The 23536-nt window shown below is 62.8% G+C and carries 22 protein-coding genes; 12 read left to right on the plus strand and 10 right to left on the minus strand.

Translation table 11 applies throughout. From position 1 onward, the window contains the following. Positions 1-50 precede the first annotated feature (50 nt). Complete coding sequence (gene gyrA, locus LB564_RS03045; RefSeq protein WP_224534833.1) at positions 51-2852, minus strand: DNA gyrase subunit A; 2802 nt, start codon at positions 2850-2852, stop codon at positions 51-53. 175 nt (positions 2853-3027) lie between these two features. Here gyrA and LB564_RS03050 point away from each other — a divergent pair, with 175 nt between their 5' ends. Together LB564_RS03050 and LB564_RS03055 are read left to right on the plus strand one after the other, a co-directional pair. Next, positions 3028-4758: a SulP family inorganic anion transporter gene (locus LB564_RS03050; protein WP_224534835.1), complete on the plus strand. Its 1731-nt coding sequence runs from the start codon at positions 3028-3030 to the stop codon at positions 4756-4758. Then, positions 4755-5375, plus strand: coding sequence for a ParB-like protein (locus LB564_RS03055; protein ID WP_224534837.1), 621 nt, complete (start codon positions 4755-4757; stop codon positions 5373-5375). The genes LB564_RS03050 and LB564_RS03055 overlap by 4 nt, the downstream gene beginning before the upstream one ends. 18 nt (positions 5376-5393) lie before the next feature. Here LB564_RS03055 and LB564_RS03060 read toward each other — a convergent pair whose 3' ends face one another. Continuing rightward, on the minus strand, positions 5394-6224 hold the full coding sequence (locus LB564_RS03060) for a helix-turn-helix transcriptional regulator (protein WP_224534839.1): 831 nt from the start codon (positions 6222-6224) through the stop codon (positions 5394-5396). 85 nt (positions 6225-6309) lie between these two features. Between LB564_RS03060 and LB564_RS03065 the strand changes: the two genes are divergently transcribed. Together LB564_RS03065 and LB564_RS03070 are read left to right on the plus strand one after the other, a co-directional pair. Beyond that, complete coding sequence (locus tag LB564_RS03065; protein ID WP_224534841.1) at positions 6310-6846, plus strand: hypothetical protein; 537 nt, start codon at positions 6310-6312, stop codon at positions 6844-6846. A 295-nt stretch (positions 6847-7141) separates the two neighbouring features. Further along, on the plus strand, positions 7142-7771 hold the full coding sequence (locus LB564_RS03070) for a MarC family protein (RefSeq protein ID WP_224534843.1): 630 nt from the start codon (positions 7142-7144) through the stop codon (positions 7769-7771). Between the two features lie 24 nt (positions 7772-7795). Here the strand turns inward: LB564_RS03070 and LB564_RS03075 are convergent, their stop codons facing one another. Further along, positions 7796-8221: an OsmC family protein gene (locus tag LB564_RS03075; protein WP_224535412.1), complete on the minus strand. Its 426-nt coding sequence runs from the start codon at positions 8219-8221 to the stop codon at positions 7796-7798. Positions 8222-8336: 115 nt separating this feature from the next. After that, complete coding sequence (locus LB564_RS03080; protein WP_140701438.1) at positions 8337-8867, minus strand: single-stranded DNA-binding protein; 531 nt, start codon at positions 8865-8867, stop codon at positions 8337-8339. A 226-nt stretch (positions 8868-9093) separates the two neighbouring features. On the opposite strand from LB564_RS03080, the gene LB564_RS03085 reads away from it, so the two are divergent. From LB564_RS03085 to LB564_RS03120, 8 genes are all read left to right on the plus strand, one after another. Then, a complete protein-coding gene (locus tag LB564_RS03085; RefSeq protein ID WP_224534845.1) occupies positions 9094-9408 on the plus strand; it encodes an ArsR/SmtB family transcription factor in 315 nt (104 codons plus the stop codon). Then, positions 9405-9872, plus strand: a complete 468-nt coding sequence (locus LB564_RS03090) for an SRPBCC family protein (RefSeq protein ID WP_224534848.1) — start codon at positions 9405-9407, stop codon at positions 9870-9872. Before LB564_RS03085 ends, LB564_RS03090 begins: the two co-directional genes overlap by 4 nt. Positions 9873-9895: 23 nt before the next feature. Then, complete coding sequence (locus LB564_RS03095; protein ID WP_140701441.1) at positions 9896-10501, plus strand: ATP-dependent Clp protease proteolytic subunit; 606 nt, start codon at positions 9896-9898, stop codon at positions 10499-10501. 99 nt (positions 10502-10600) lie between these two features. Beyond that, the gene (locus tag LB564_RS03100; RefSeq protein WP_224534849.1) at positions 10601-10900 is read left to right on the plus strand and encodes a hypothetical protein; all 300 of its coding nucleotides are present in this window, start codon (positions 10601-10603) and stop codon (positions 10898-10900) included. A 698-nt stretch (positions 10901-11598) separates the two neighbouring features. Then, the gene (uvrA, locus tag LB564_RS03105; protein ID WP_224534851.1) at positions 11599-14520 is read left to right on the plus strand and encodes an excinuclease ABC subunit UvrA; all 2922 of its coding nucleotides are present in this window, start codon (positions 11599-11601) and stop codon (positions 14518-14520) included. After that, positions 14520-15026, plus strand: a complete 507-nt coding sequence (locus tag LB564_RS03110) for a GNAT family N-acetyltransferase (RefSeq protein WP_224534854.1) — start codon at positions 14520-14522, stop codon at positions 15024-15026. Before uvrA ends, LB564_RS03110 begins: the two co-directional genes overlap by 1 nt. A gap of 27 nt (positions 15027-15053) precedes the next feature. Continuing rightward, complete coding sequence (locus LB564_RS03115) at positions 15054-15860, plus strand: DUF72 domain-containing protein (protein ID WP_224534855.1); 807 nt, start codon at positions 15054-15056, stop codon at positions 15858-15860. Between the two features lie 184 nt (positions 15861-16044). Further along, a complete protein-coding gene (locus LB564_RS03120) occupies positions 16045-17193 on the plus strand; it encodes a GGDEF domain-containing protein (protein ID WP_224534857.1) in 1149 nt (382 codons plus the stop codon). A gap of 50 nt (positions 17194-17243) precedes the next feature. Here the strand turns inward: LB564_RS03120 and LB564_RS03125 are convergent, their stop codons facing one another. From LB564_RS03125 to urtA, 6 genes are all read right to left on the minus strand, one after another. After that, entirely contained in the window at positions 17244-17420 is a 177-nt protein-coding gene (locus LB564_RS03125) for a hypothetical protein (RefSeq protein ID WP_140701447.1), read from the minus strand. 263 nt (positions 17421-17683) lie between these two features. Next, positions 17684-18379, minus strand: coding sequence for an urea ABC transporter ATP-binding subunit UrtE (gene urtE / locus LB564_RS03130; RefSeq protein ID WP_140701448.1), 696 nt, complete (start codon positions 18377-18379; stop codon positions 17684-17686). A 70-nt stretch (positions 18380-18449) separates the two neighbouring features. Next, complete coding sequence (gene urtD / locus LB564_RS03135; protein WP_224534858.1) at positions 18450-19196, minus strand: urea ABC transporter ATP-binding protein UrtD; 747 nt, start codon at positions 19194-19196, stop codon at positions 18450-18452. Between the two features lie 6 nt (positions 19197-19202). Further along, the gene (urtC, locus tag LB564_RS03140; RefSeq protein ID WP_224534860.1) at positions 19203-20438 is read right to left on the minus strand and encodes an urea ABC transporter permease subunit UrtC; all 1236 of its coding nucleotides are present in this window, start codon (positions 20436-20438) and stop codon (positions 19203-19205) included. Further along, positions 20435-22051, minus strand: coding sequence for an urea ABC transporter permease subunit UrtB (gene urtB / locus LB564_RS03145; protein ID WP_224534862.1), 1617 nt, complete (start codon positions 22049-22051; stop codon positions 20435-20437). The genes urtC and urtB overlap by 4 nt, the downstream gene beginning before the upstream one ends. A gap of 116 nt (positions 22052-22167) precedes the next feature. Beyond that, positions 22168-23478, minus strand: coding sequence for an urea ABC transporter substrate-binding protein (gene urtA / locus LB564_RS03150; protein ID WP_411910154.1), 1311 nt, complete (start codon positions 23476-23478; stop codon positions 22168-22170). Positions 23479-23536 lie beyond the last annotated feature (58 nt).

A 23536-nucleotide genomic window follows, 5' to 3' on the forward strand; every position in this document is an offset into this window, starting at 1 on the left:
ATTGCTGCCGCGCCGGCCATCAGGCCGGCGTTGCTATGTCTGGGCCAAGATTATTCGGCGCTATCCGGGCCGGCATCAGTCGTCGGATCGGATTCAGTGCCACTCTCGACGGCCTCTTCCACTTCCTCGTCCGATTGCGGCTCCGAAATCCGCTCGACCGAAACCACCTTTTCACCTTCAGCCGTGTTGAAGATGGTCACGCCCTTGGTGGCGCGGCTGGCGAAACGGATGCCGTTGACAGGCACCCGGATGACGGTGCCGCCGTCCGACACCAGCATGATCTGATCGTCATTGCCGACCGGGAAGGTCGCCACCAGACGGCCGATCTCGGCCGTCTTCGAGACGTCGGTGGCACGAATGCCCTTGCCGCCGCGTCCGGTCAGCCGGAAATCGTAGGACGAAGAGCGCTTGCCGTAGCCATATTCGGTCACCGTCAGCACATACTGTTCATGCGCCTTGAGGAATTCGTAGCGCTCGTCGGAAAGCTCCGTCTCCTCGCCGACCTCTTCATTGGTGAGCGCGATCTCTTCTTCCTCTCCGGCCGTCTCGGCGGCAAGCCGCCGCTCCGACGCCGCCCGCTTGAGGTAAGCGGCGCGTTCCGCCGGTGAAGCATTGACATGCTCGATCACCGACATGGAGATGATGCGGTCGGTTTCAGCCATGGTGATGCCGCGAACGCCAACCGAATTGCGGCTCTGGAAGACGCGCACGTCGCCGACGGAGAAGCGAATGCACTGACCCGAATTCGCCGTCAAAAGCACGTCGTCATTGTCGGTACAGGTCTCGACGCCGAGAATCTCGTCGCCCTCCTCCTCCAGCTTCATGGCGATCTTGCCGTTGCGATTGACCTGGACGAAGTCGGACAGTTTGTTGCGGCGCACGGTGCCGCGCGTCGTGGCGAACATCACGTCGAGATCGCCCCAGCTGGTCTCGTCCTCGGGCAGCGGCATGATGGTGGTGATGCGCTCGCCCTGCTCCAGCGGCAGCATGTTGATCAGCGCCTTACCTCGCGACTGCGGGTTGCCGATCGGCAGGCGCCAGACCTTTTCCTTGTAGACGATGCCGCGCGAGGAGAAGAACAGCACCGGCGTATGCGTGTTGGCGACGAACAGCCTTGTGACGAAATCCTCTTCCTTGGTCGACATGCCGGAGCGGCCCTTGCCGCCACGTCGCTGCGCCCGGTAGAGCGACAGCGGCACGCGCTTGATGTAGCCGGAATGGCTCACCGTCACGACCATGTCCTCGCGCTGGATCAGGTCCTCGTCTTCCATGTCCGCGCCACCGTCGGTGAGCTCGGTGCGGCGTGGCGTGCCGAACTCGTCGCGCACGGCGGCGAGCTCGTCCTTGACGATCTGCTGGATTCGGGCGCGGGACGACAGGATGTCGAGGTAGTCCTTGATCTCGTCGCCGATCGTGTTCAACTCATCGGCGATTTCGTCGCGGCCAAGCGCGGTCAGGCGCTGCAGGCGCAGTTCGAGGATGGCGCGCGCCTGTTCCTCGGACAGATTGTAGGTGCCGTCCTCATTGATGCGATGGCGCGGATCGTCGATCAGCAGGATCAGCGATTCGACATCGCCGGAGGGCCAGCGCCGCTCCATCAACTGCTCGCGCGCCGTCTGCGGATCCGGCGCGGTGCGGATGAGCTTGATCACCTCGTCGATATTGGCGACGGCGATGGCGAGGCCAACCAGAACATGGGCGCGGTCGCGCGCCTTGCGCAGCAGGAACTTTGTCCGCCGGCTGATCACTTCTTCGCGGAAGGTGACGAACGCCTTCAGCATGTCTGTGAGCGTCAGCAACTCCGGCTTGCCGCCATTGAGCGCCACCATATTGGCGCCAAAGGATGTCTGCAGCGGCGTGAAACGGTAAAGCTGGTTGAGGACCACGTCGGCGACGGCGTCGCGCTTCAGCTCAACCACGACCCGGTAGCCCTGGCGATCGCTTTCGTCGCGGATGTCGGAAATGCCCTCGATACGCTTGTCGCGCACCAGTTCGGCCATCTTCTCGATCATCGAGGCCTTGTTCACCTGGTAGGGAACCTCGGTGATGATGATCGATTCGCGGTCGTTGCCGCGCTGTTCGATATTGACCTTGCCGCGCATGACGACGGAGCCGCGCCCGGTCGAATAGGCGCTGTAGATGCCGGAACGGCCAAGCACGATGCCGCCGGTCGGGAAATCGGGACCCGGAATGATCTCCATCAGCGCCGGCAAGTCGATCGCTGGATTGTCGATGACGGCGATGGCGGCGTTGCAGACTTCACCGAGATTGTGCGGCGGGATGTTGGTGGCCATGCCGACCGCGATGCCGCCCGAGCCGTTGACCAGCAGATTGGGAAAGCGCGCCGGCAGAACCTTCGGCTCGGTGTCCGAAGCATCATAGGTGTCCTGGAAATCGACGGTGTCCTTGTCGATATCCTCCAACAGCTCGTGCGCGACCTTGGTCAGGCGCGATTCGGTGTAGCGCATCGCCGCCGGCGGATCGCCATCGATGGAACCGAAATTGCCTTGCCCGTCGATCAGCGGCACGCGCAGCGACCAGTCCTGCGCCATGCGCACCAAGGCGTCATAGATCGAGGCATCGCCATGCGGATGGTATTTACCCATCACGTCGGCGACAGGACGTGCCGACTTCACATATTTGCGGTTCCAATGGTAGCCGCTCTCATGGGCGGCGTAGAGAATGCGGCGGTGCACCGGCTTCAGGCCGTCGCGCACGTCGGGCAGCGCACGGCTGACGATCACGCTCATGGCGTAATCGAGATAGGAACGCTGCATCTCCTCGATGATGGAGATCGGCTCGATGCCGGTGGGTCCGCCGTCGGCGCCGCGCGGTGTTTTTTGGTCGGTCAAATCGGATCACAATCTATTCAGGAATCACTGACCGCTTATATAGGAAGCAAGGGCGAAACTCCAATGTCCGCGGCACTTTTCCAGTGTCCTTTTTAGTGGTAATTTCAAAAGGATACCACTGATTGCGACGATATGGCCACGATGCTTTTCGCCGCCACCAAGGCAAAAGCCGGCAATGGACCAACTTCCCCGAACAAAAGCCGCGAGCGCGATCAACTGGAGCTCGTGGCTGCCTTTGCGGGCGCTGGTTGGCTGGACGCCGCGGGATCTCAATGGCGATCTGATCGCGGGTATAACATTGGCCGCCATCGCCATTCCCGAGCAGATGGCAACGGCCAGGCTCGGTGGCTTTGCGCCCGAGATCGGCTTCTTCGCCTTTGTCGCCGGTTCCGTGGCGTTTGCCCTGTTCGGCGCCAACCGCCACCTTTCGGCCGGCGCGGATTCAACCATCACGCCTCTGTTCGCCGGCAGCCTGGCCCTGCTCGCATCATCAGGCTCACCGCATTATCTGGCGCTGGCTGCCACCCTGGCGCTGATGGTCGGGCTGATCGTGATGCTGAGCGGTGTCTTTCGCCTTGGCTGGATTGCCGACCTGCTCTCCGTGCCGGTCACCACGGGCTTTCTGGCCGGCATCGCCGTCCACATCATCGTTTCGCAACTGCCCGGGCTGCTCGGCCTGCCCGCCGAAAGCGGCGAAACCGTGCGGCGCATCGGCGAGATCGCCGGCAGCCTCCATCTGACCAACCCCTGGAGCCTGACGCTCGGCCTTGGGGTATTCGCGATCGTGTTGTTTTCCGAGCGCATCAGCGCCCGCATCCCGGGCGCGCTGATCGGCATGGTGCTTGCCACGACAGCGGTCGCCGTCTTCGGCCTCAAGGATCGTGGCGTCGAGGTGCTTGGCGCCTTGCCCAACGGCCTGCCGCGGGCAGGCTCGCCGCTGGCCGGTCTCGACGACGTGCAGGCGCTGGTTCCATTGGCCTTGCTGATCGCCATCGTCGTCATGGTGCAGACGGCCGCCACCTCCCGTTCCTTCGCCCCGCGGGGCGACGCGCCTGACGTTAACAGGGATTTCGTCGGTGTCGGCGCCGGCAGCATCGCGTCCAGCCTGTTCGGCGCCTTCGCGGTCAACGCCAGCCCGCCGCGCACGGCGATCGTCTCCCAGTCGGGCGGCCGCTCGCAACTCTCCGGCCTCATCGCCGCGGCCATCGTTCTGGCGCTGGGTGCCTTTGGCGGCGGTCTGCTCGCCGATGTTCCGCAGGCCGCCCTTGCCGGGGTTCTGATGTTCGTCGCCCAGCACATTCTGCGCTGGAAGGTTTTCGCCAGCGTCTACCGGCAGGCGCCGGTCGAATTCGCGTTGATCCTGATCACCATGGCGGCCATCGTCGCGCTGCCGATTGAAACCGGCGTGGCTATAGGCATCGGCCTGTCGCTGCTGCATGGGATCTGGAGCGCGACCCGCACGCTGCCGATCGAACTGGAACAAGTGCCGGGAACCTCGGTCTGGTGGCCGCCGGCCAAGCCGAGCGGTGGCGAACAACTTCCCGGCGTGCTGGTCGCCGCGTTCCAGGCGCCGCTGTCCTTCGTCAATGCCGACCGTTTCAAGCGCGGCTTTTGTGATCTGGTCGACGCCGGCCAGGGCGATGTGAAACTCGTCGTGCTGGAGGCCAGTAACATTGTCGAGATCGACTACACCGCCGCCCAGGCTTTGATCGAAACCATCACCCATTGCCGCAATGCGGGCGCAATATTCGCCATTGCTCGGATGGAATCGGTGCGTGCCCAGGCAGCCCTTGCGCGGTTCGGCATCATCGATCTCGTCGGCCCGCAGCGGATCTTTCACAGTGTCGATGCCGCCATCAGGGCTCTGCATTCCGGCCCGCCGGAAAACCAGGAGAGTGCGTCATGATCGTACTGAGAGAGCCGCTGGTGACCCCGGTTCCGGTCAAGGAACTGCGGCCGACGCAGATTACCGTCGGCATGCGCGAGGTGGAGATCAAACGCCAGTTGATCCGCTCGCAGAGCGCCGCCAAGACAGGCGCCTTTCTGGGCAAGCACATGATCCCGGTCGTGTTGGGTCCCAAAAATCGCAACTACGTCACCGATCACCATCATCTTGCCCGCGCTTTGCTCGAGGAAGGTATCGAGAATGTGCTCGTGACGGTGATCATGGACCTGTCGGCGCTGGACAAGGACGCGTTCCTTTTCATGCTCGACAACCGCGGCTGGATGCACCCATTCGATGAGAATGGTCAACGACGCGACTATGCGGCCCTGCCGAAGACCATCGGCGGCCTCGTCGACGACCCCTACCGGAGCATGGCTGGCGAACTGCGCCGGCTGGGCGGCTACGCCAAGGACACCACCCCGTTCAGCGAATTCCTGTGGGCGGATTTTTTGCGCCGGCGCATCGACAAGGCTGCGGTGGCGAAAAATTTCGACAAGGCGATGAAGGATGCGCTCGTGCTGGCCAAGGGCAAGGACGCGGACTATCTGCCCGGCTGGTGTGGTCCGACCATGGACTGATGCCGGCGGGGCAACTTTTCAGCTGTAGCCCGCGCGCCTGGCACGATACCGGCCCGGTGTCTCGCCCATGACCCGCCGAAACCGGCGGTTGAAGGTCGACAGATCGTTGAAACCGGCCTCGAAAGCAATTGCCGAGATGGCATCGTTCGACATGCGCAAGCGCACCGCCGCGCGGTGCAACCGGGTCCTGAGCAGGTATTGATAGGGCGTCATGCCGACGACCTGCCGGAAGGCGCGCAGGAAATGATAGGGGCTGGTCGCGGTACCGTCCGCCAGGGCTGAAAGCGAGATAGCAGCCTCGGCGCCCAGTTCGATCCGCCGTACCGCATCAGCAACCCGTTGCTGATCGCGGCGGCTCGGGCCTCGCCTGACCTCGGTGACGCCGGACACCATGGACACGGCGACCCCCGCGATGCGCAGGCCGAGTTCCTCGAACGCATCCGCGTCGCAAATCTCGCGCGCGGCTTCCGCCTCGGCCAGCAACGGCGCCAAGGCCGGCGACGGCGGCAGGCGTGGCGCCGCGAAAGTGAGTGTCCTGGCGCCCGGTACATCGGCCACGATCTGGTCCATATAGGCAGGCCCGAAATGGAAAGAGAGGCAACGGTCGCCGCTGCCATGCTCGTGCCCGCACTCATAGCATGTCCCGGAATTGCCGAGCAGGAGACTGCCAGGCGCCAGCATTGCCGTGCCTTGCCGGGCGCGGTAGCGGAACGTGCCGCTGGTGACGGCCGCGACGCAGAAATCCCGATGCTCTTCCTCGACCGGTCGATCGCCGGCGCTGGCCGTGCAGATCACATCCGCCACGTGCCAGCCAGGTCCCGATGCAAGCGTATTCGCGGTCGCCGTCATGGCCGAAATATAGCAATTTTTCCCAAGCCCAGAACCCTGCCAGGGCCTATTCCTCGCGGTCTCCTGACAAGAAGAGGCCGCAGCCATGTTCGACCAATCCTCATTTGCCGAAGCCTTGCACAGTCCCGGACCGATCGAAGGGCTCGCTGAAAAACTGGACCTTTACGGCCGCTTCGTCGGCGCCTGGACGTTTGACGCGGCGCGTCATCTCGAAGACGGCACGGTGCTGACTGGCCGAGGCGAGGTGCATTTCGGCTGGGTATTGGAGGGCCGCGCCATCCAGGATGTCTGGATCCTGCCCGCGCGTGACGCCGGCCCCTCGCCGTCGCTGGGCAAATGGACCTTTTACGGCACGACGCTCAGGGTCTACGACCCCGGCACGGACGCCTGGCACATCTTCTGGAGCGACCCGCGCAACCAGTATTTCAGCCGCCAGCTCGGCCGCGCCGAAGGCGACACCATCGTGCAGGTCGGCGCCGACGGCACCGGCGCCTCGGTGCGCTGGAGCTTTTCGCGCATCACTGAAAATTCCTTCCGATGGCTCGGCGAGCGCTCGCAGGACGGCGCGGACTGGCACCTCGAAGTCGAGTTCCTGGCGCAGCGCGAAAATGAAGCTCGATGAGTCTTCGAAAAGTCGCTCGAAATAATCGATGGCGATCCTTCGCGCCCCCCTCTATCCGGCAGGACCGAGAGGGGCGCTGTCCCGCCAGCATTAAAAGGGAAGCAGGCATTCACACCGCTGACAGTTCCCAACGGCCGGGCTTTGCTTTACCAATGTCCCCAAGCAACTCCAGGAAAAGTGTGAAACGGTTTTCCGCCCGGAATTGCGTCAAAACAAGGAGATAGAGCGGGTCCGCGTTTCCACGAAAACGCTGAGCCGGTCTAATACGAGCAAAGCCCGGCGGGAGGGGTCAGCGATGCCGAGTTTCGACAGCCTGTTCAACGCCTTCGTCACGATTCTCGTGACCATCGATCCGCCCGGGCTGGCGCCGCTGTTCCTGGCCGTGACACGCGGCATGAACCGGGAGGAGCGCCAGCAGGTGTCGGTGCGCGCCTCGGTCATCGGCTTCCTGGTGATGGCGCTGTTCGCGGTGGCCGGCGCTTCGATACTGTCGGTGTTCGGCATCACCCTGCCCGCCTTCCGCGTCGCCGGCGGCTTTCTCTTGTTCTTCATCGCCTTCGAGATGGTGTTCGAGCGCCGCCAGGACCGCAAGGAGAAGATCGGCGACGTCGCCATCACCAAGGACATGATCCACAACATCGCCGCCTTCCCGCTGGCGATCCCGCTGATCGCCGGCCCCGGTGCGATTTCGGCGACCGTGCTGCTGTCGGGACATTTTGAAGGCTTTGCCGCCCAGGCGGCGCTGGTCGGCATCATCTTCGTCTGCCTCGTGATCACCTATCTGGTGTTCGTGCTGTCGGAACGCATCGACCGCATCCTCGGCCAGACCGGCCGCTCGATCCTGACCCGCCTGCTCGGCGTCATCCTGGCGGCGCTGGCGGTGCAGTTCGTGGCCGATGGCATCAAGGCGCTGATGGCTGGTTGATCCGTATCCCTATTGCCTATTGCCCTACTTCGCCGTCGTATCGACGATCTCGAAATCATGCGTAAGCACGGCCGTCTTGGCCATCATGGCGCTGGCAGAGCAGTATTTGTCGATCGAGAGGTCGATCGCGCGCTTGACCTTGTCGTGCGACAGCGCGCGGCCCTTGACGATGAAATGCATGTGGATCCGGGTGAACACTTTCGGGTCGATTTCGGCCCGGTCGGCGTCGAGTTCGACCACGCAGTCCTCGACCGCCTCGCGGCCTTTTTCCAGGATATGAACAACATCATAAGCCGAGCAGCCGCCCGTGCCGATCAGCACCAGCTCCATCGGGCTCGGTCCCGGCGTCTTGCCTTCCGGGCTGGACGCCGTGCCCAGCACGAGCTTGTGGCCGCTACCGGACTCGCCGACGAAGGTGCGCTCCTCGACCCATTTTACCCGAGCCTTCATCGCCATGCCCTTTCAGTCCTTCGATCCCAAATCAACAACGCAAAACCCCGAAAGTCCATGCCGGACCTTCGGGGCACATCAAGCACAAGCGTTAGCCGTTTGGTACGGCTTCCGATCAGAACGGAATTTCGTCGTCCAGTTCGCGCGACGAACCGCCGCCACCGCCGCCCCGGGGAGCACCGCCACCGCCACCACCACGGTTGAACCCTTCGTTCGGGCTCGACTGGCCGAAATCCGACCCACGGCTGTTGCCACCGCCGGAATAGCTCCCGACCTGGCCGCCCTCACCCTGGCCGCGCGCGTCGAGCATCTGCAGCTCGCCACGGAATTTCTGCAGCACGACTTCCGTCGTGTATTTGTCGGCGCCGGTCTGGTCCTGCCATTTGCGGGTCTGCAACTGGCCCTCGACATAGACCTTCATGCCCTTCTTCAGATACTGCTCCGCCACCTTGGCGATGCCCTCATTGAAGATGACCACGTTGTGCCACTCGGTCTTTTCCTTGCGCTCGCCGGAATTTTTGTCGCGCCAGCTTTCCGACGTGGCGATGCGGATATTGACGACCGGCTCGCCCGAATTCAGGCGGCGGATTTCAGGGTCGGCGCCGAGATTGCCGACCAGAATGACCTTGTTGACGCTACCCGCCATGATATTTCTCCGCGCTCATCCGAAACAAATTTTCGTCGCAGCACCTTACAGGTTACCGAAGTCAGCCGCCTGCCAAGGCTGGCTTTTCCCACAAGGTTTTTGTTCCCTTTTCGTTCCTATATGGACCGCTGCTGATTGTCAAGGAATGGCAGCAATGGCCAAGGCCTTGATATGGGTTTCAAAACAGCGCTTGCCAAATCGATAAGTATCGACTTATGCTTTTGTCATGATCGAAGCAGAAATTTTCCGCGCCCTGGCCGACCCGACGCGCCGCGCCGTCTTCGAGCGCCTCGCGACCAGCGAGATGAGCGTGTCGGAACTGCGCAACGGCCTGACGGTGTCGCAGCCGGCCGTGTCGCAGCATCTGGCGGTGCTGCGCGCTGCCGGCCTCGTGGTCGAGCGCCGGGCCGGGCGCAACGCCTATTACCGCGCCGATCCGCGGGGGCTTGCCCCACTGCTCTCCTGGATTGAACGCTACCGGACGTTCTGGCCGGAACGCATCGAAAAGCTGAAGACGGTCTTGAAGGACATGGATCAATGAACGACCAAAGCGAAGTCGCGGCAGATGCGCTCGAATTCGAATATGACCTTGCCGAGCCGCCTGAAAAGGTGTGGCGGGCGTTGACCGTGCCGGAACTGCTCGCCGCCTGGATGATGCCCAATGATATCAGGCCTGAAGCCGGCAGCCGCTTTGCCTTCGCCGGATCCGACGCGGCGATCGAATGCGAGATCCTCGACGCCGAGCCCGAGCGCCTGCTGCGCTATTCCTGGCGGGAGCAGTCGAGGGACGCCGCGCGGCGTGATCCGCTCGACAGCATCGTCACCTTCACGCTTGCCCGCACCGTTTCCGGTGGCACGCATCTGCGCATCGTCCATGACGGCTTTGCCCGCAAGGCGATGCCGGCGGTTGCCATGGCGAGCGCCGGCTGCCGGCTTTCGCTGCGCGGAGCCGGAAAGCCCATCGTCGCCAACAACACGCAGCATCTTCTGCTGCGCGCGGCCTGAACACGGGAAATCGGAGAAGAAAAATGAGCGGTGTTGCCAGTCTGGTGCCGATGGTGATCGAGCAATCGAGCCGCGGCGAACGCGCCTTCGACATTTTCTCGCGGCTGCTGCGCGAGCGCATCGTCTTCATCAATGGCGAGATCAACGACGACGTCTCGGCGCTGGTCTGCGCGCAACTCTTGTCGCTGGAATCGGACAATCCCGACAAGGAAATCTCGCTCTACATCAACTCGCCTGGCGGCGTGGTGACCAGCGGCTTCGCCATCTACGACACGATGCAGTATATAAGTTGCCCGGTGTCGACCGTGTGCATGGGATTCGCGGCCTCGATGGGATCGTTCCTGCTTATGGCGGGCACGCCGGGGCGCCGCATCGCGCTGCCCAACGCCACCATCCTGCTGCATCAGCCGCTGGGCGGCTTCCAGGGCCAGGCTTCCGACATCCAGCGCCATGCCGAGCGGATCAGCCAGACCAAACGCCACATGACCGAACTCTACGCCCAGCATTGTGGCCGCACCTACGAGGAGGTCGAACGCACGCTTGACCGCGACCATTTCATGACAGCGCGCGAGGCTCAGGCATGGGGCATTGTCGACCATGTCTTCGATACCCGCAAAAAGGCGGCGTGAAGCCCAGGTGGCGTGAAGGCCAAGTCGAATTCCTGTCGCTGTCGAAGATTTGACGATACCGGTCTGGTTCCGGTGGCGGCAGGTCCCTATAACAGGGAGATGACCGATACTCATCGATCAAGGACATCCCGCCGTGTCACCGCCGCCATGGCGCTTGCCATCGTCGGCCTTGCCTCCAGCCCGGCGCTTGCCGACGACGCCTCGTCGTCTGTGCAAAAGGGTGCCCTGCCCGGCGTGACCGGCGACTATCGCATCGCCAAGCCGGCCCCGGTGCCCGAACCCGACGACGCGTTCCCCAGCAGCGGCAACGGCCAGTTCAAGATCGGCAATACCGATGTCAGGATTTCCGGCAGCATCACCGTCGATGTCGGCGTTGGCGGGATCAAGCCGCCCAGATAGGCAAAAGCACAGGCCTGCCAAATCGAGCCCGCACAAAAGAACAGCCCCGCCGTGCCTGGGGCAAACGGACGGGGCTTTTCTGGATCTCAAATCCATTTTTGCCGGGAGTGTACTGCCGGCGTTGGAATTCGGATGCTTCGCGGCATTCAGCCGACGATCCGACTAACGTCTCTGATTTTGGGGGATATGGCAGGTCACGGTTTGTCGGGTGGCGCAAACGCTATACCCTGGCACTTATGCCTGCCGCGGCTCCAACGAGACGTGGAGCCCTGGGGGACTGTCCGGTGGCGTCATGCTCCGCTCCTTTTGTCCGTTGCGACATTGCCGTCGCGAAGCGCAAATCGCAAATGCCTGCGGCGTCTCGCAGGCCGCCTTGGGGCGGCGAGGCCATCGATAGACGGCCGGCTTCACTGACCTGAGGAGACTGCTCCCGTGAGCCGGCCGCGTCAACCATCAATAGCCGGTTACGGAAAAATGTGATCGCCGGGAGGTTACGTCAGGGTCAGTTTCCGCACAGCTTTGTCAGGAGCGTGTTCGGCCTTTGTTCTTTCCGCTTGCCCCTTCGCGTGAAAGGCGGTTAAACGACTTCTGTCGAGAATTGTGGCGTCTCTCGACGTGGCGGCAAAAATACCTACATAGGGGATGGCCGGGGAAACCCGCCGATCCCACAAATTCCAGATCTGAGGCGGCGACCTGACATGGCCGACCATAAATACCTTTCCATTCGCGGGGCGCGCGAACACAATCTGAAGAATGTCGATCTCGATTTGCCGCGTGACAGCCTGATCGTCATGACCGGGCTGTCGGGGTCCGGCAAATCGTCGCTCGCCTTCGACACCATCTATGCCGAAGGCCAGCGCCGCTACGTCGAGAGCCTCTCGGCCTATGCCCGGCAATTCCTCGAAATGATGCAGAAGCCGGACGTCGACCAGATCGACGGTCTGTCGCCGGCCATCTCCATCGAACAGAAGACGACGTCGAAGAACCCGCGCTCGACGGTCGGCACCGTCACCGAGATCTACGACTATATGCGGCTTCTGTTCGCGCGCGTCGGCGTGCCCTATTCGCCGGCCACCGGCCTGCCGATCGAGAGCCAGACGGTCAGCCAGATGGTCGACCGCGTGCTGGCGGTCGAGGAAGGCACACGCCTGTTCCTGCTGGCGCCGATCGTGCGCGGCCGCAAGGGCGAGTACCGCAAGGAACTGCTGGAGCTGCAGAAAAAGGGGTTCCAGCGCGTCAAGGTCGACGGCGTTTTCTATGAAATCGGCGACGTTCCGGCGCTGGACAAAAAATACAAGCACGACATCGATGTCGTCGTCGACCGCATCGTCGTGCGCGGCGATCTTGCCGCGAGGCTTGCCGATTCCATCGAGACGGCGCTGAAGCTCGCAGAGGGGCTGGCGGTGGCCGAGTTCGCCGACAAGCCGCTCGATGCCAGCCAGACCGGCGAGGATTCGGTCAACAAATCCAAGAACGAGACGCATGAGCGCATCCTGTTCTCGGAAAAATTTGCTTGCCCGGTGTCCGGCTTTACAATTCCCGAGATCGAGCCCAGGCTGTTCTCCTTCAACAACCCGTTCGGCGCCTGTCCGACCTGCGACGGTCTCGGCAGCCAGCGCGCCATCGACCCCAATCTCGTCGTGCCCGACGAGAACGTGTCGCTACGCGACGGTGCCGTCAGCCCGTGGGCGAAATCGACCTCGCCCTATTACTCGCAGACGCTCGAAGCATTAGGAAAAGCCTACAACTTCAAGCTCGGCGACAAGTTCAAGGATCTTTCCGCGCAGGCCCAGGAAGCGATCCTGCGCGGTACCGGCGAACGTGAAATCACCTTCCAGTATGATGATGGCCTGCGCTCCTACAAGACGACGAAGACCTTCGAGGGCGTCATCCCCAATCTCGAACGGCGCTGGAAGGAGACCGAATCCGCCTGGATGCGCGAGGAAATCGAGCGCTTCATGTCGGCAACGCCCTGCCCGGTCTGCAAGGGCTACCGGCTGAAGCCAGAAGCGCTGGCGGTGAAGATCGCCGGCAAGCACATCGGCGAAGTCACCGAACAGTCGATCCGCAACGCCGACAAGTGGTTCACCGACCTGCCGGCGCAGCTCAACGACAAGCAGAACGAGATCGCTGTCCGCGTCTTGAAGGAAATCCGCGAGCGGCTGCGTTTCCTCAACGATGTCGGGCTCGATTATCTCACGCTGTCGCGCAATTCCGGCACGTTGTCGGGCGGCGAGAGCCAGCGCATCCGGCTGGCCTCGCAGATCGGCTCGGGCCTGACCGGTGTGCTCTACGTGCTGGACGAGCCGTCGATCGGCCTGCACCAGCGCGACAACACGCGGCTGCTGGATACGCTGAAGCACCTGCGCGACATCGGCAACACGGTGATCGTCGTCGAGCATGACGAGGACGCCATCCTGCATGCCGACTATGTCGTCGACATGGGTCCGGCCGCCGGCATTCATGGCGGCGAAATCATCGCCCAGGGCACGCCGCAGCAGGTGATGGCCAATCCCAATTCGATCACCGGCAAATACCTGTCGGGTGCGTTGGAGGTGGCGACGCCAGCCATTCGACGTGAGGCCAAGAAGAACCGGCGGCTGAAGATCGTCGGCGCGCGCGGCAATAATCTCAAGAACGTCACCGCCGAAATCCCGCTCGGCACCTTCACCGCCGTCACCGGCGTGTCGGGCGGCGGCAAGTCGACCTTCCTGATCGAGACGCTGTTCAAGGCGGCGTCGCGCCGCATCATGGGTTCGCGCGAGCATCCGGCCGAGCATGACCGCATCGAAGGGCTCGAATTCCTCGACAAGGTCATCGACATCGACCAGTCGCCCATTGGACGGACCCCGCGGTCGAACCCCGCCACCTACACCGGCGCCTTCACGCCGATCCGCGACTGGTTCGCGGGCCTGCCGGAAGCCAAGGCGCGCGGCTATCAGCCCGGGCGCTTCTCCTTCAACGTCAAGGGCGGCCGCTGCGAGGCCTGCCAGGGCGACGGCGTCATCAAGATCGAGATGCACTTTTTGCCCGACGTCTACGTCACCTGCGACGTCTGCCACGGCAAGCGCTACAACCGCGAGACGCTCGACGTCCTCTTCAAAGGCAAGTCGATCGCCGACGTTTTGGACATGACGGTCGAGGAAGGCGTCGATTTCTTCGCCGCCGTGCCCGGCGTGCGCGACAAGCTCGAGACGCTGAAGCAGGTCGGCCTCGGCTACATCCATATCGGCCAGCAGGCGACGACGCTGTCGGGCGGCGAGGCGCAGCGCATCAAGCTGGCCAAGGAACTGTCGCGCAAGGCCACCGGCAAGACGCTCTACATCCTCGACGAGCCGACCACCGGCCTGCATTTCCACGACGTCGCCAAACTGTTGGAAGTGCTGCATGAACTGGTAGACCAGGGCAACACGGTGGTCGTCATCGAGCACAATCTCGAGGTGATCAAAACCGCCGACTGGGTGCTTGACCTCGGCCCCGAGGGCGGTGACGGCGGTGGCGAACTTGTGGCCTCCGGCACGCCGGAAGCCATCGTGCGGGAAAAGCGCAGTTACACTGGCCAGTTCCTCAAGGAACTTCTGGAGCGGCGCCCCGGAGGCAAGCGCGAAGCGGCGGAGTGATGGGCAAGGATGGTCTCATCACGGTCCAGAGCCGCTTTGGCGTGAGGCTGGCCCACCTCGAGGATCTCGCCGCGATCGTCGCGCTGACGCAAGCGGCCTATGCGCCTTATAGTGCCATACTCGACGCACCACCGATCCCGGTTACCGAGGACTACGCGCCGCGCATTGCCCAGGGCGAGGTCTGGCTGCTGGAGAGCGGCGGCGTACTTGCCGGGCTGATCACACTGGAACGCCATCCTGACCACGCCATGATCTTCAGCGTCGCCGTCTCCCCTGCTTTTCAGGGCAAAAAACTCGGCATCGCGCTGCTCGATCACGCGGATGAACAGGCGCGCCTGTGGGATCTGCCGGAGGTGCGGCTCTACACCAACGCCAAGATGGAACGGAACATCGCGCTCTATCTCGCCTATGGTTTTCACGAAACGGGTCGCCGACCCAATCCCTATCGGCCAGGGTGGATACTGGTCGACATGGCCAAACCCGTCGACAGGCCCACAGCGGCCTGATCGCTTTAGAAATCTGGGAGGACGACGATGAGCAAATCGGGAACAATCCGCGCCGGCATGGGCGGCTGGACCTTCGAGCCCTGGGACACGTCCTTCTATCCGGACAAGTTGTCGAAGGCGAAGCAACTGAACTACGCCAGCCGGCAAGTGCCGAGCATCGAGGTCAACGGCACCTATTATTCGAGCTTCAAGGAGCCGACCTTCGTCAAATGGGCAAACGAGGCGCCGGACGGTTTCGTCTATTCGCTGAAGGGCAACCGCTTCGTCACCAATCGGCGCGTGCTGGGCGAGGCCGGTGAATCGATGATGCGTTTCCTCGGTTCCGGCGTGGCCGCGCTCGGTGAAAAGCTGGGACCAATCCTGTGGCAGTTCGCGCCGACCAAGAAATTCGACCCTGACGATTTCGAGGCGTTTTTGAAACTGCTGCCGGAAAAGCAGGACGGCGTCGCGCTGCGCCACGCGCTCGAAGTGCGCAACGACAGCTTCATCGTGCCGGAATTCGCAGCGCTCGCGCGCAAATACAAGGCGGCGATCGTCTATGCCGACCACGCCAAATATCCAGATATCGCCGACATCACCGGCGATTTCGTCTATGCGCGGCTGCAGACCGGCAGCGACGACAATCCCGATTGCTACACGCCGAAGGGCCTCGACGAATGGGCGGCCCGCGCAAAAACCTGGGCGGAAGGTAAGCAGCCGGCCGATCTGCGGCGCGCCGATCCGGCGACGGATGCGCCGGTCAAGCCGCGCGACGTGTTCGTCTACTTCATCACCGAGGGCAAGGTGCGCGCGCCTTTCGGGGCGATGGCGCTGATGAAGCGCGTGGCCGACTGAAAAAGCATCAGCCGGCTTCAAGCTACACACTATAAGTCCCTCGCCTATGCGTTTTGCGCGTAGCGGAGTGCCCATTCCAGGGCATCTTCGCCATGATCGTAACCTTATCGACACTTCCTTGCCGCATGAATACGGGGACGCCAAACCGCAGGGCTTGAGCCGCCGCCGGCAGGGAAAGAGGGGCATGTCGCTCGACTACACTTCACTTCTGCTGGCTGTCGGGTTCTCCGCCGCGTGCCTCGGTCTGACATTGTTCGGCATGTGGCTGACCGCCCGCTCGGAAAAATTCCTCCTGACCTGGGCAATCAGCTTGGTGTTCGTGGTCGGCGACATTTTTATCTACGACGCCTATATCGACATGCCCGGACGCCTGCTCGGCGTCGCCACCTCGGCGTTCCTGCTGATCGGCTTTTCGGCCATGCTGGGGGCTGCCTATCAGTTCCGCACCGGGGGCTCTCCGCTGCCGCGGGCGCTGTGGGGTTGCGTTTCCCTGGTGGTAGCGCTGCCTCCCATGGCTTTGGGCTATGATGGCATCGGCTTCATGTTCGAGAACATGTTCGCCGCCTTGCTCCTGTTCGCCACGGCGTTCGAATACTGGAGGGGCCGCGATGAAGCGCCCGCTTTGACGACCGGCATCACCGCGCTCTATTCGGCCACGGCCACATCCTTCGCGCTCTGCGCCATGGTTCTCGCCTGGGACGGCAAACTGATCCTGGGACACGCACCAAGCAACTGGGCCGAGGAGCTCAGCCTCATCGTGGTGATCGCCAGCATGACCGGTATTGGCGCGCTCTCGCTTGCCCTCAACCAGGGGCGCCTGGCGCGGCACCACCATCGGAACGCCCTGACGGATCCCCTGACCGGCCTGCTCAACCGGCGCGCTCTGTTCGACATGCATGGCCATGTCCCGGTCGGCGCCTTTACCGCGGTGGTGGTCTTCGACCTCGACAACTTCAAAGCCATCAACGACGAATTCGGACACGCCGCGGGTGACGCGGTGCTGAAGGTGTTCGCCAGTGAACTCGCCGGCAATCTTCGCCAGACCGACGTCGCCGCGCGCATGGGCGGCGAGGAATTCGCACTGGTGTTGAAGCGCACCCTGCCGGAAACGGTCGAGGAATCGGCGGAGCGCATCCGCGCCGCTTTCGCAACGCGGCTGATAGAAACCGAAGCCGGCTCGCTGAGTTGCACGGTCAGTGCCGGTTTTGCGTTTGGCAGCAAGGAAGGGCTCAGCTTCGACAAGGTGCTCAGCGCCGCCGACAAGGCGCTCTACGATGCCAAGCGCGGCGGCCGCAACCGCGTCACCGCCTCTCCCTTCCGGCGCGCGAGCTGACGGCGCGTATCAGTGCCGGTCGGTGATTGTCGAGTTAGGCGAAGCAGCCCTTAGGCCGCCATCACGATCTCATTGAAGGCATCGAGGTCGACGTAGAAGACCTTGGTGATCTCCTCGATCAGATCGTCATAGTCGCAGCCCTGTGACCTCAGGATGTTGATGGCGGCGATGATGTCGACACGCTCGGTAAGCCGCCGCTTCTGGTAGTCCTCGACGAAACGTTCCATGGCTGTCCCTTAGCCTGTGTGCTCAAACGCGTTTGAACGACAATCACACCGGGAAGCTAGGAAGCCTTGCTTGCGTGGAACTTGCAGAGCCTTCGCCGCGCCTCGATCCGTGATAACCAGACTGATACGGAAGCGGCCGACTCACAAAGCCAAGACAAGACTAGCATCAGATATTGCGTGTGCCAGGGATACGGATGACCAGATCGGAGAAATATTGGACTTGCCAAGGACTTCGGATCTTCAACCGAAATCCGGTGCCGATTCTAGACCGTGAGGAATTTGCGAACATCAGCCCGGTCTAAATCTTCCGCCGGACCGGTATGCACGATCTGGCCGCGGTCCATGATGTTGACCTCGTCGGCAAGCTCGCGGCAGAAATCGAGATACTGTTCGACCAACAGCACCGCGATACCGGCCTGATCGCGCAGATAGCGGATGGCGCGGCCGATATCCTTGATGACGGAGGGCTGGATGCCTTCCGTCGGCTCGTCGAGCACCAGCAGCTTCGGCCGCATCACCAGCGCCCTGCCAATGGCGAGCTGCTGTTGCTGGCCGCCGGAAAGATCGCCGCCACGGCGGCCAAGCATCTGCTTCAGCACCGGAAACAGTTCGAAGACGTGCGCCGGCACGTTGCGGTCGGCGCGTTTCAAGGGGGCGAAGCCGGATTCGAGATTTTCCTGCACGCTGAGCAGCGGAAAGATCTCCCTGCCCTGCGGCACGAATGCGATGCCCGACCGGGCGCGGTCATACGCCGCGCTCCGGTCGAGCGCCTTCCCCTCGAAGGCAACGCTTCCGCTCGTCAGCCGATGGTGGCCGACGATCGATCTCATCAAACTTGTCTTGCCGACGCCGTTGCGGCCGAGCACGCAGGTGATCTTGCCGGCGCCCGCCTTCAGCGACACGCCGCGCAGCGCCTGGGCGGCGCCGTAATGCAGCGTGGCATCGGAAACTTCGAGCATTCTCAGCGCCTTCTCCAGACCTTCAGGAAAGACAGATCGAAGCGATGGAATTGAACCCGCCAGTGCATGCTCATCTCCCCAGATAGACTTCGACGACGCGCTCGTCGGCCGAAACAAAATCGAGCGTGCCTTCGGACAGAACCGAACCCTCATGCAGGCAGGTGACCTTGACGCCGAGTTCGCGCACGAAATGCATGTCGTGCTCGACGACGATGACCGAATGGTCGCGCGCGATATCCTTGAGCAGACGTGCGGTTTCCTCGGTCTCGGCGTCGGTCATGCCGGCGACCGGCTCGTCCACCAGGAGCAGCTTCGGATCCTGCGCCAAGAGCATGCCGATCTCGAGCCATTGCTTCTGGCCGTGGCTGAGATTGGCGGCGAGTTGACTGCGCTTGTCGCCCAAGCGGATGATGCCAAGGATATCATCGATCTGCCGCGCCTCGGCGGCCGAGCGGCGATGAACCAGCGCCGGGAAGATCGAACGCGGTCCCTTCAGCGCCAGCAGCAAATTTTCTTCGATCGTGTGGCTTTCGAAGACGGTCGGCTTCTGGAATTTGCGGCCGATGCCCATCATGGCGATCTCGGCTTCGTCATGCCTGGTGAGGTCGACCTGGCCGTCGAAGAACACTTCGCCCTCGTCGGGCCGGGTCTTTCCGGTGACGATGTCCATCATCGTCGTTTTGCCGGCGCCGTTGGGGCCGATGATGGCGCGCATCTCGCCCTTGTCGAGCACCAGCGACAGATTGTTGATGGCGCGAAAGCCGTCGAAGGACACCGAGACGCCATCGAGATAGAGGATGGTGTTGGATTTGCTCATGGCCGCTTACTCCGCCGCCTGCGGTTCAGGGTCGGACCATGACCATTCGCCCGGATTTCTCGCCGGCGAGCGAGCGGGCTTCGAGGTCGCGGACGCGACCCGAACCTCGGTGCCGGCCTCTTCGGCCAGGGACGCCGCGCGCAACGCCCTCGCATTGCCGCGCCAGCCGTCCCACATGCCGATGATGCCCTTCGGCAGGAGCAAGGTGACGGCGACGAAAAGGCCGCCGAGCGCAAACAGCCAGAATTCAGGCAGCACGCCTGTGAACCAGGATTTGCCGGCATTGACGAGCAGCGCCCCAACGATCGGCCCGACAATGGTGCCGCGCCCGCCGACAGCAGCCCAGATCACGACCTCGATCGAATTGGACGGTTCGAACTCGCCGGGATTGATGATGCCGACCTGCGGCACGTAGAGCGCGCCGGCAATGCCGGCCATGATCGCCGAAACCGTGAAGGCGAACAGTTTTACATTCTCCGCCCGCCAGCCGAGGAAGCGTGTGCGGCTCTCGGCGTCGCGCACGGCCATCAAGAGCTTGCCGTATTTGGAGCCGACGATTGCCCAGGTGACGAAAACCGCGAGCGCCAGCATCACCGCGCTAGCGGCGAACAGCGCGGAACGGGTCGCGTCGGCCTGCACGTTGAAGCCCAGAATATCCTTGAAATCGGTGAGGCCATTGTTGCCGCCGAAACCCATGTCGTTGCGGAAGAAGGCAAGCAGCAGCGCATAGGTCATCGCCTGGGTGATGATCGACAGATAGACACCGGTGACGCGGCTGCGGAAGGCGAACCAGCCGAAGACGAAGGCAAGCAGGCCGGGCACCGCCAGCACCATGATTGCCGCGAACCAGAAATGGTCGAACCCGGTCCAGAACCACGGCAATTCCTTGTAGTTCAGGAACACCATGAAATCGGGCAGGACCGGATTGCCGTAGACGCCGCGCGAGCCAATCTGGCGCATCAGATACATGCCCATCGCGTAACCGCCGAGCGCGAAGAAGGCGCCGTGGCCGAGCGAAAGAATGCCGCAATAGCCCCAGACCAGGTCGAGCGAGAGCGCCAGCAGCGCGTAGCAGAGATATTTGCCGGTCAGCGCCACGATGTAGGACGGGATATAGAAGGCGCTGGTCGGCGAAACAGCCAGGTTGAGCAGCGGCACGATGAGGGCCACCGCCAGCAGGATGAAGATGGTGATGGCGATGCGGCGGTCGGCACCGGCGGCAAAGAAATGTCCTGTGATCATGCTTCCACCGCCCTGCCCTTGAGCGCGAACAGGCCGCGCGGGCGCTTCTGGATGAACAGGATGATCAGCACCAGCACGACGATCTTGCCGAGCACGGCGCCGGCGTACGGTTCGAGAACCTTGTTGACGATGCCGAGCGAAAAGGCGCCGACCAGCGTACCCCAGAGGTTGCCGACACCGCCGAAGACGACGACCATGAAGCTGTCGATGATGTAGCCGCGGCCGAGATTGGGCGAGACATTGTCGATCTGGCTGAGCGCGACGCCGGCAATGCCGGCAATGCCCGATCCCAGCGCGAAGGTCAGCGCGTCGACCCATGGCGTCCTGATGCCCATCGAGGCCGCCATGCGCCGGTTGGCGGTGACGGCGCGCATCTGCAGACCCCAGGACGTGCGCTTCATCACGTAGAGCAGCACGCCGAACACCGTGAGTGCGAAGACCAGGATCCAGAGCCGGTTCCAGGTGATCGCCAGTTGCCCGACGTCGAAGGAGCCGGACATCCAGGAGGGATTGCCGACCTCCTGGTTGGTCGGTCCGAAGATCGAGCGCACGGCCTGCTGCAGGATCAGCGAGACGCCCCAGGTCGCCAGCAGCGTTTCCAGCGGCCGCCCATAGAGGAAGCGGATGACGCCGCGCTCGATGGCGAGGCCGACGAATGCCGCGACCAGGAAGGCAAGCGGCAAGGCTATGACCAGCGACCAGTCGAACAGGCCGGGAAAGGATGTCCTGATCACCTGCTGGACGACGAAGGTCGTATAGGCGCCGAGCATCACCATCTCGCCATGCGCCATGTTGATGACGCCCATGACGCCGAAGGTGATGGCAAGCCCGATCGCCGCCAACAGCAGCACCGAGCCCAGCGAAATTCCGTACCAGATGTTCTGGCCGGCATCCCACAAGGCCAGCGTCGAACTGATATCGGCGATCGCGGCCGTCGCCGCGTCCTTGACCGCGCCTGACGCGCTGGCTTCGACCGAGGTGAGCAGCGAAACCGCATCGCGATCGCCGCGCGCCCCGATCAGTGCGACCGCGGCGAGTTTGTCGGCCTCCGGCCTGTCGGAAACAAGCACCGAGGCCGCACGAGCCTGTTCGAGCAGAGCCTTGACGCTGGCCACCGTTTCACCGGCAATCGCGGTTTCGAGCGGTCCAATATTCGCGGCATCGGGCGTCTTGAACATGGTATCGGCGGCGGCGATGCGCACGGCCGGATCCTTGGCGCCAAGCGTCAACGTGCCCAGCGCATCGCGGATGACGCGGCGCAGCGTGTTGTTGACCTTGATCTTGGTAATGTCGTCCTTGGCCGCCTCACCAGAGGCGTCGCCGCTCAGCGGGTCGAAAAGCTGGACGCTTTCGCCGGTTTCCTTGCCGATGAACACCAGGGAATCGGCCTTGCGGACATAGAGGTTGCCGTCGGCAAGTGCTGAAAGCGGGCGTTCGACGGTCGGATCGCCGGCGGCCGTCAGTTCGTGGACGACAGCTCCTGTCTCCGAAAAACCCTTGGCCGTCGCGAATTTGGCGATGATGGCGCGCAGATCGGACTCCGCGGCGCCCGATGGCGACAACGTCGTCAGCAGGAACAGCAGCGTCAGCCCAATCGCATGCAACACGTTCATCTGCTTTCAGTGACCCCTGAGGAGTGAAGTGGGCGTCCGGACAGTGGAGGAAACCGTCCGGACGCGCGCGGTCTTGGTCATGGACCTGACGGTCCAGACCGACAGACCTGGGAGGATCAGTTCGTCCCCTTGCCGCCGCACTTGCCGGTGGCAACGTTGAAGTTGCCGCAGGACAGAGGCGCGCGCCAATCGGAGATCAAATCCTTGGAGTCCGGCAGATAGTCGGACCACTCGTCGCCCATCACCAGGCCGGGCGTGCGCGACACCGTCTCGAACTGCCCGTCGGCCTGGATTTCACCGATCAGCACCGGCTTGGTGATGTGATGGTTCGGCATCATCGTCGAATAGCCGCCGGTCAGATTCGGCACCGAGACGCCGATCATGGCGTCGATGACCTTGTCCGGATCGGTGGTGCCGGCCTTCTCGACCGCCTTCACCCACATGTTGAAGCCGATATAGTGGGCTTCCATCGGGTCGTTGGTGGTGCGCTTGTCGTTCTTGATGAACTTGTGCCAGTCGGCGATGAACTTCTTGTTTTCGGGCGTATCGACGCTCTCGAAATAGTTCCAGGCGGCGAGATGGCCGACCAGCGGCGCGGTGTCGAGACCGGCCAGTTCTTCCTCGCCGACCGAGAAGGCCATGACCGGAATGTCCTCGGCCTTGATGCCCTGGTTGCCGAGTTCCTTGTAGAAGGGCACATTGGCATCGCCATTGACGGTCGAGACGACGGCGGTCTTCTTGCCGGCCGAGCCGAATTTCTTGATCGCCGAGACTTCAGTCTGCCAGTCGGAGAAGCCGAACGGCGTGTAGTTGACCATAATGTCCTCGGCCGCGACCCCCTTCGACTTCAGATAGGCCTCGAGAATCTTGTTGGTGGTGCGCGGATAGACGTAGTCGGTGCCTTCGAGCACCCAGCGTTTCACCGAGCCGCCATCCTCGCTCATCAGATAATCAACGGCCGGAATGGCCTGCTGATTCGGAGCCGCACCCGTGTAGAACACGTTGCGCTCGCTCTCCTCGCCCTCGTACTGGACGGGATAGAACAGGATGTTGTCGAGTTCCGAGAACACCGGCAGTACCGATTTGCGCGACACCGAGGTCCAGCAGCCGAACACCGCGGCGACCTTGTCCTTGGAGATCAGTTCGCGCGCCTTTTCGGCGAACAGCGGCCAGTTGGAAGCCGGATCGACGACGACAGCTTCGAGCTTCTTGCCGAGCAGGCCGCCCTTGGCGTTCTGCTCGTCGATGAGCATCAGCATGGCATCCTTCAGCGTCGTCTCCGAAATCGCCATCGTGCCCGACAGCGAATGCAGAATGCCGACCTTGATCGTGTCGTCGGCGGCCTTGGCCGGAGCGGCCATCATCAGACCGGCGGCGACCACGCTCGCCGAGACCATTTTTGGTATTGTCGAGAAATTACCCCTCATCGGAAGACTCCCAAGCTGGTTGATTGCGCCGCAACAATGCAATGCAACCCCCATGCCA

This window comes from Mesorhizobium sp. ES1-6 (assembly GCF_020164775.1).
Lineage (GTDB): Bacteria > Pseudomonadota > Alphaproteobacteria > Rhizobiales > Rhizobiaceae > Mesorhizobium.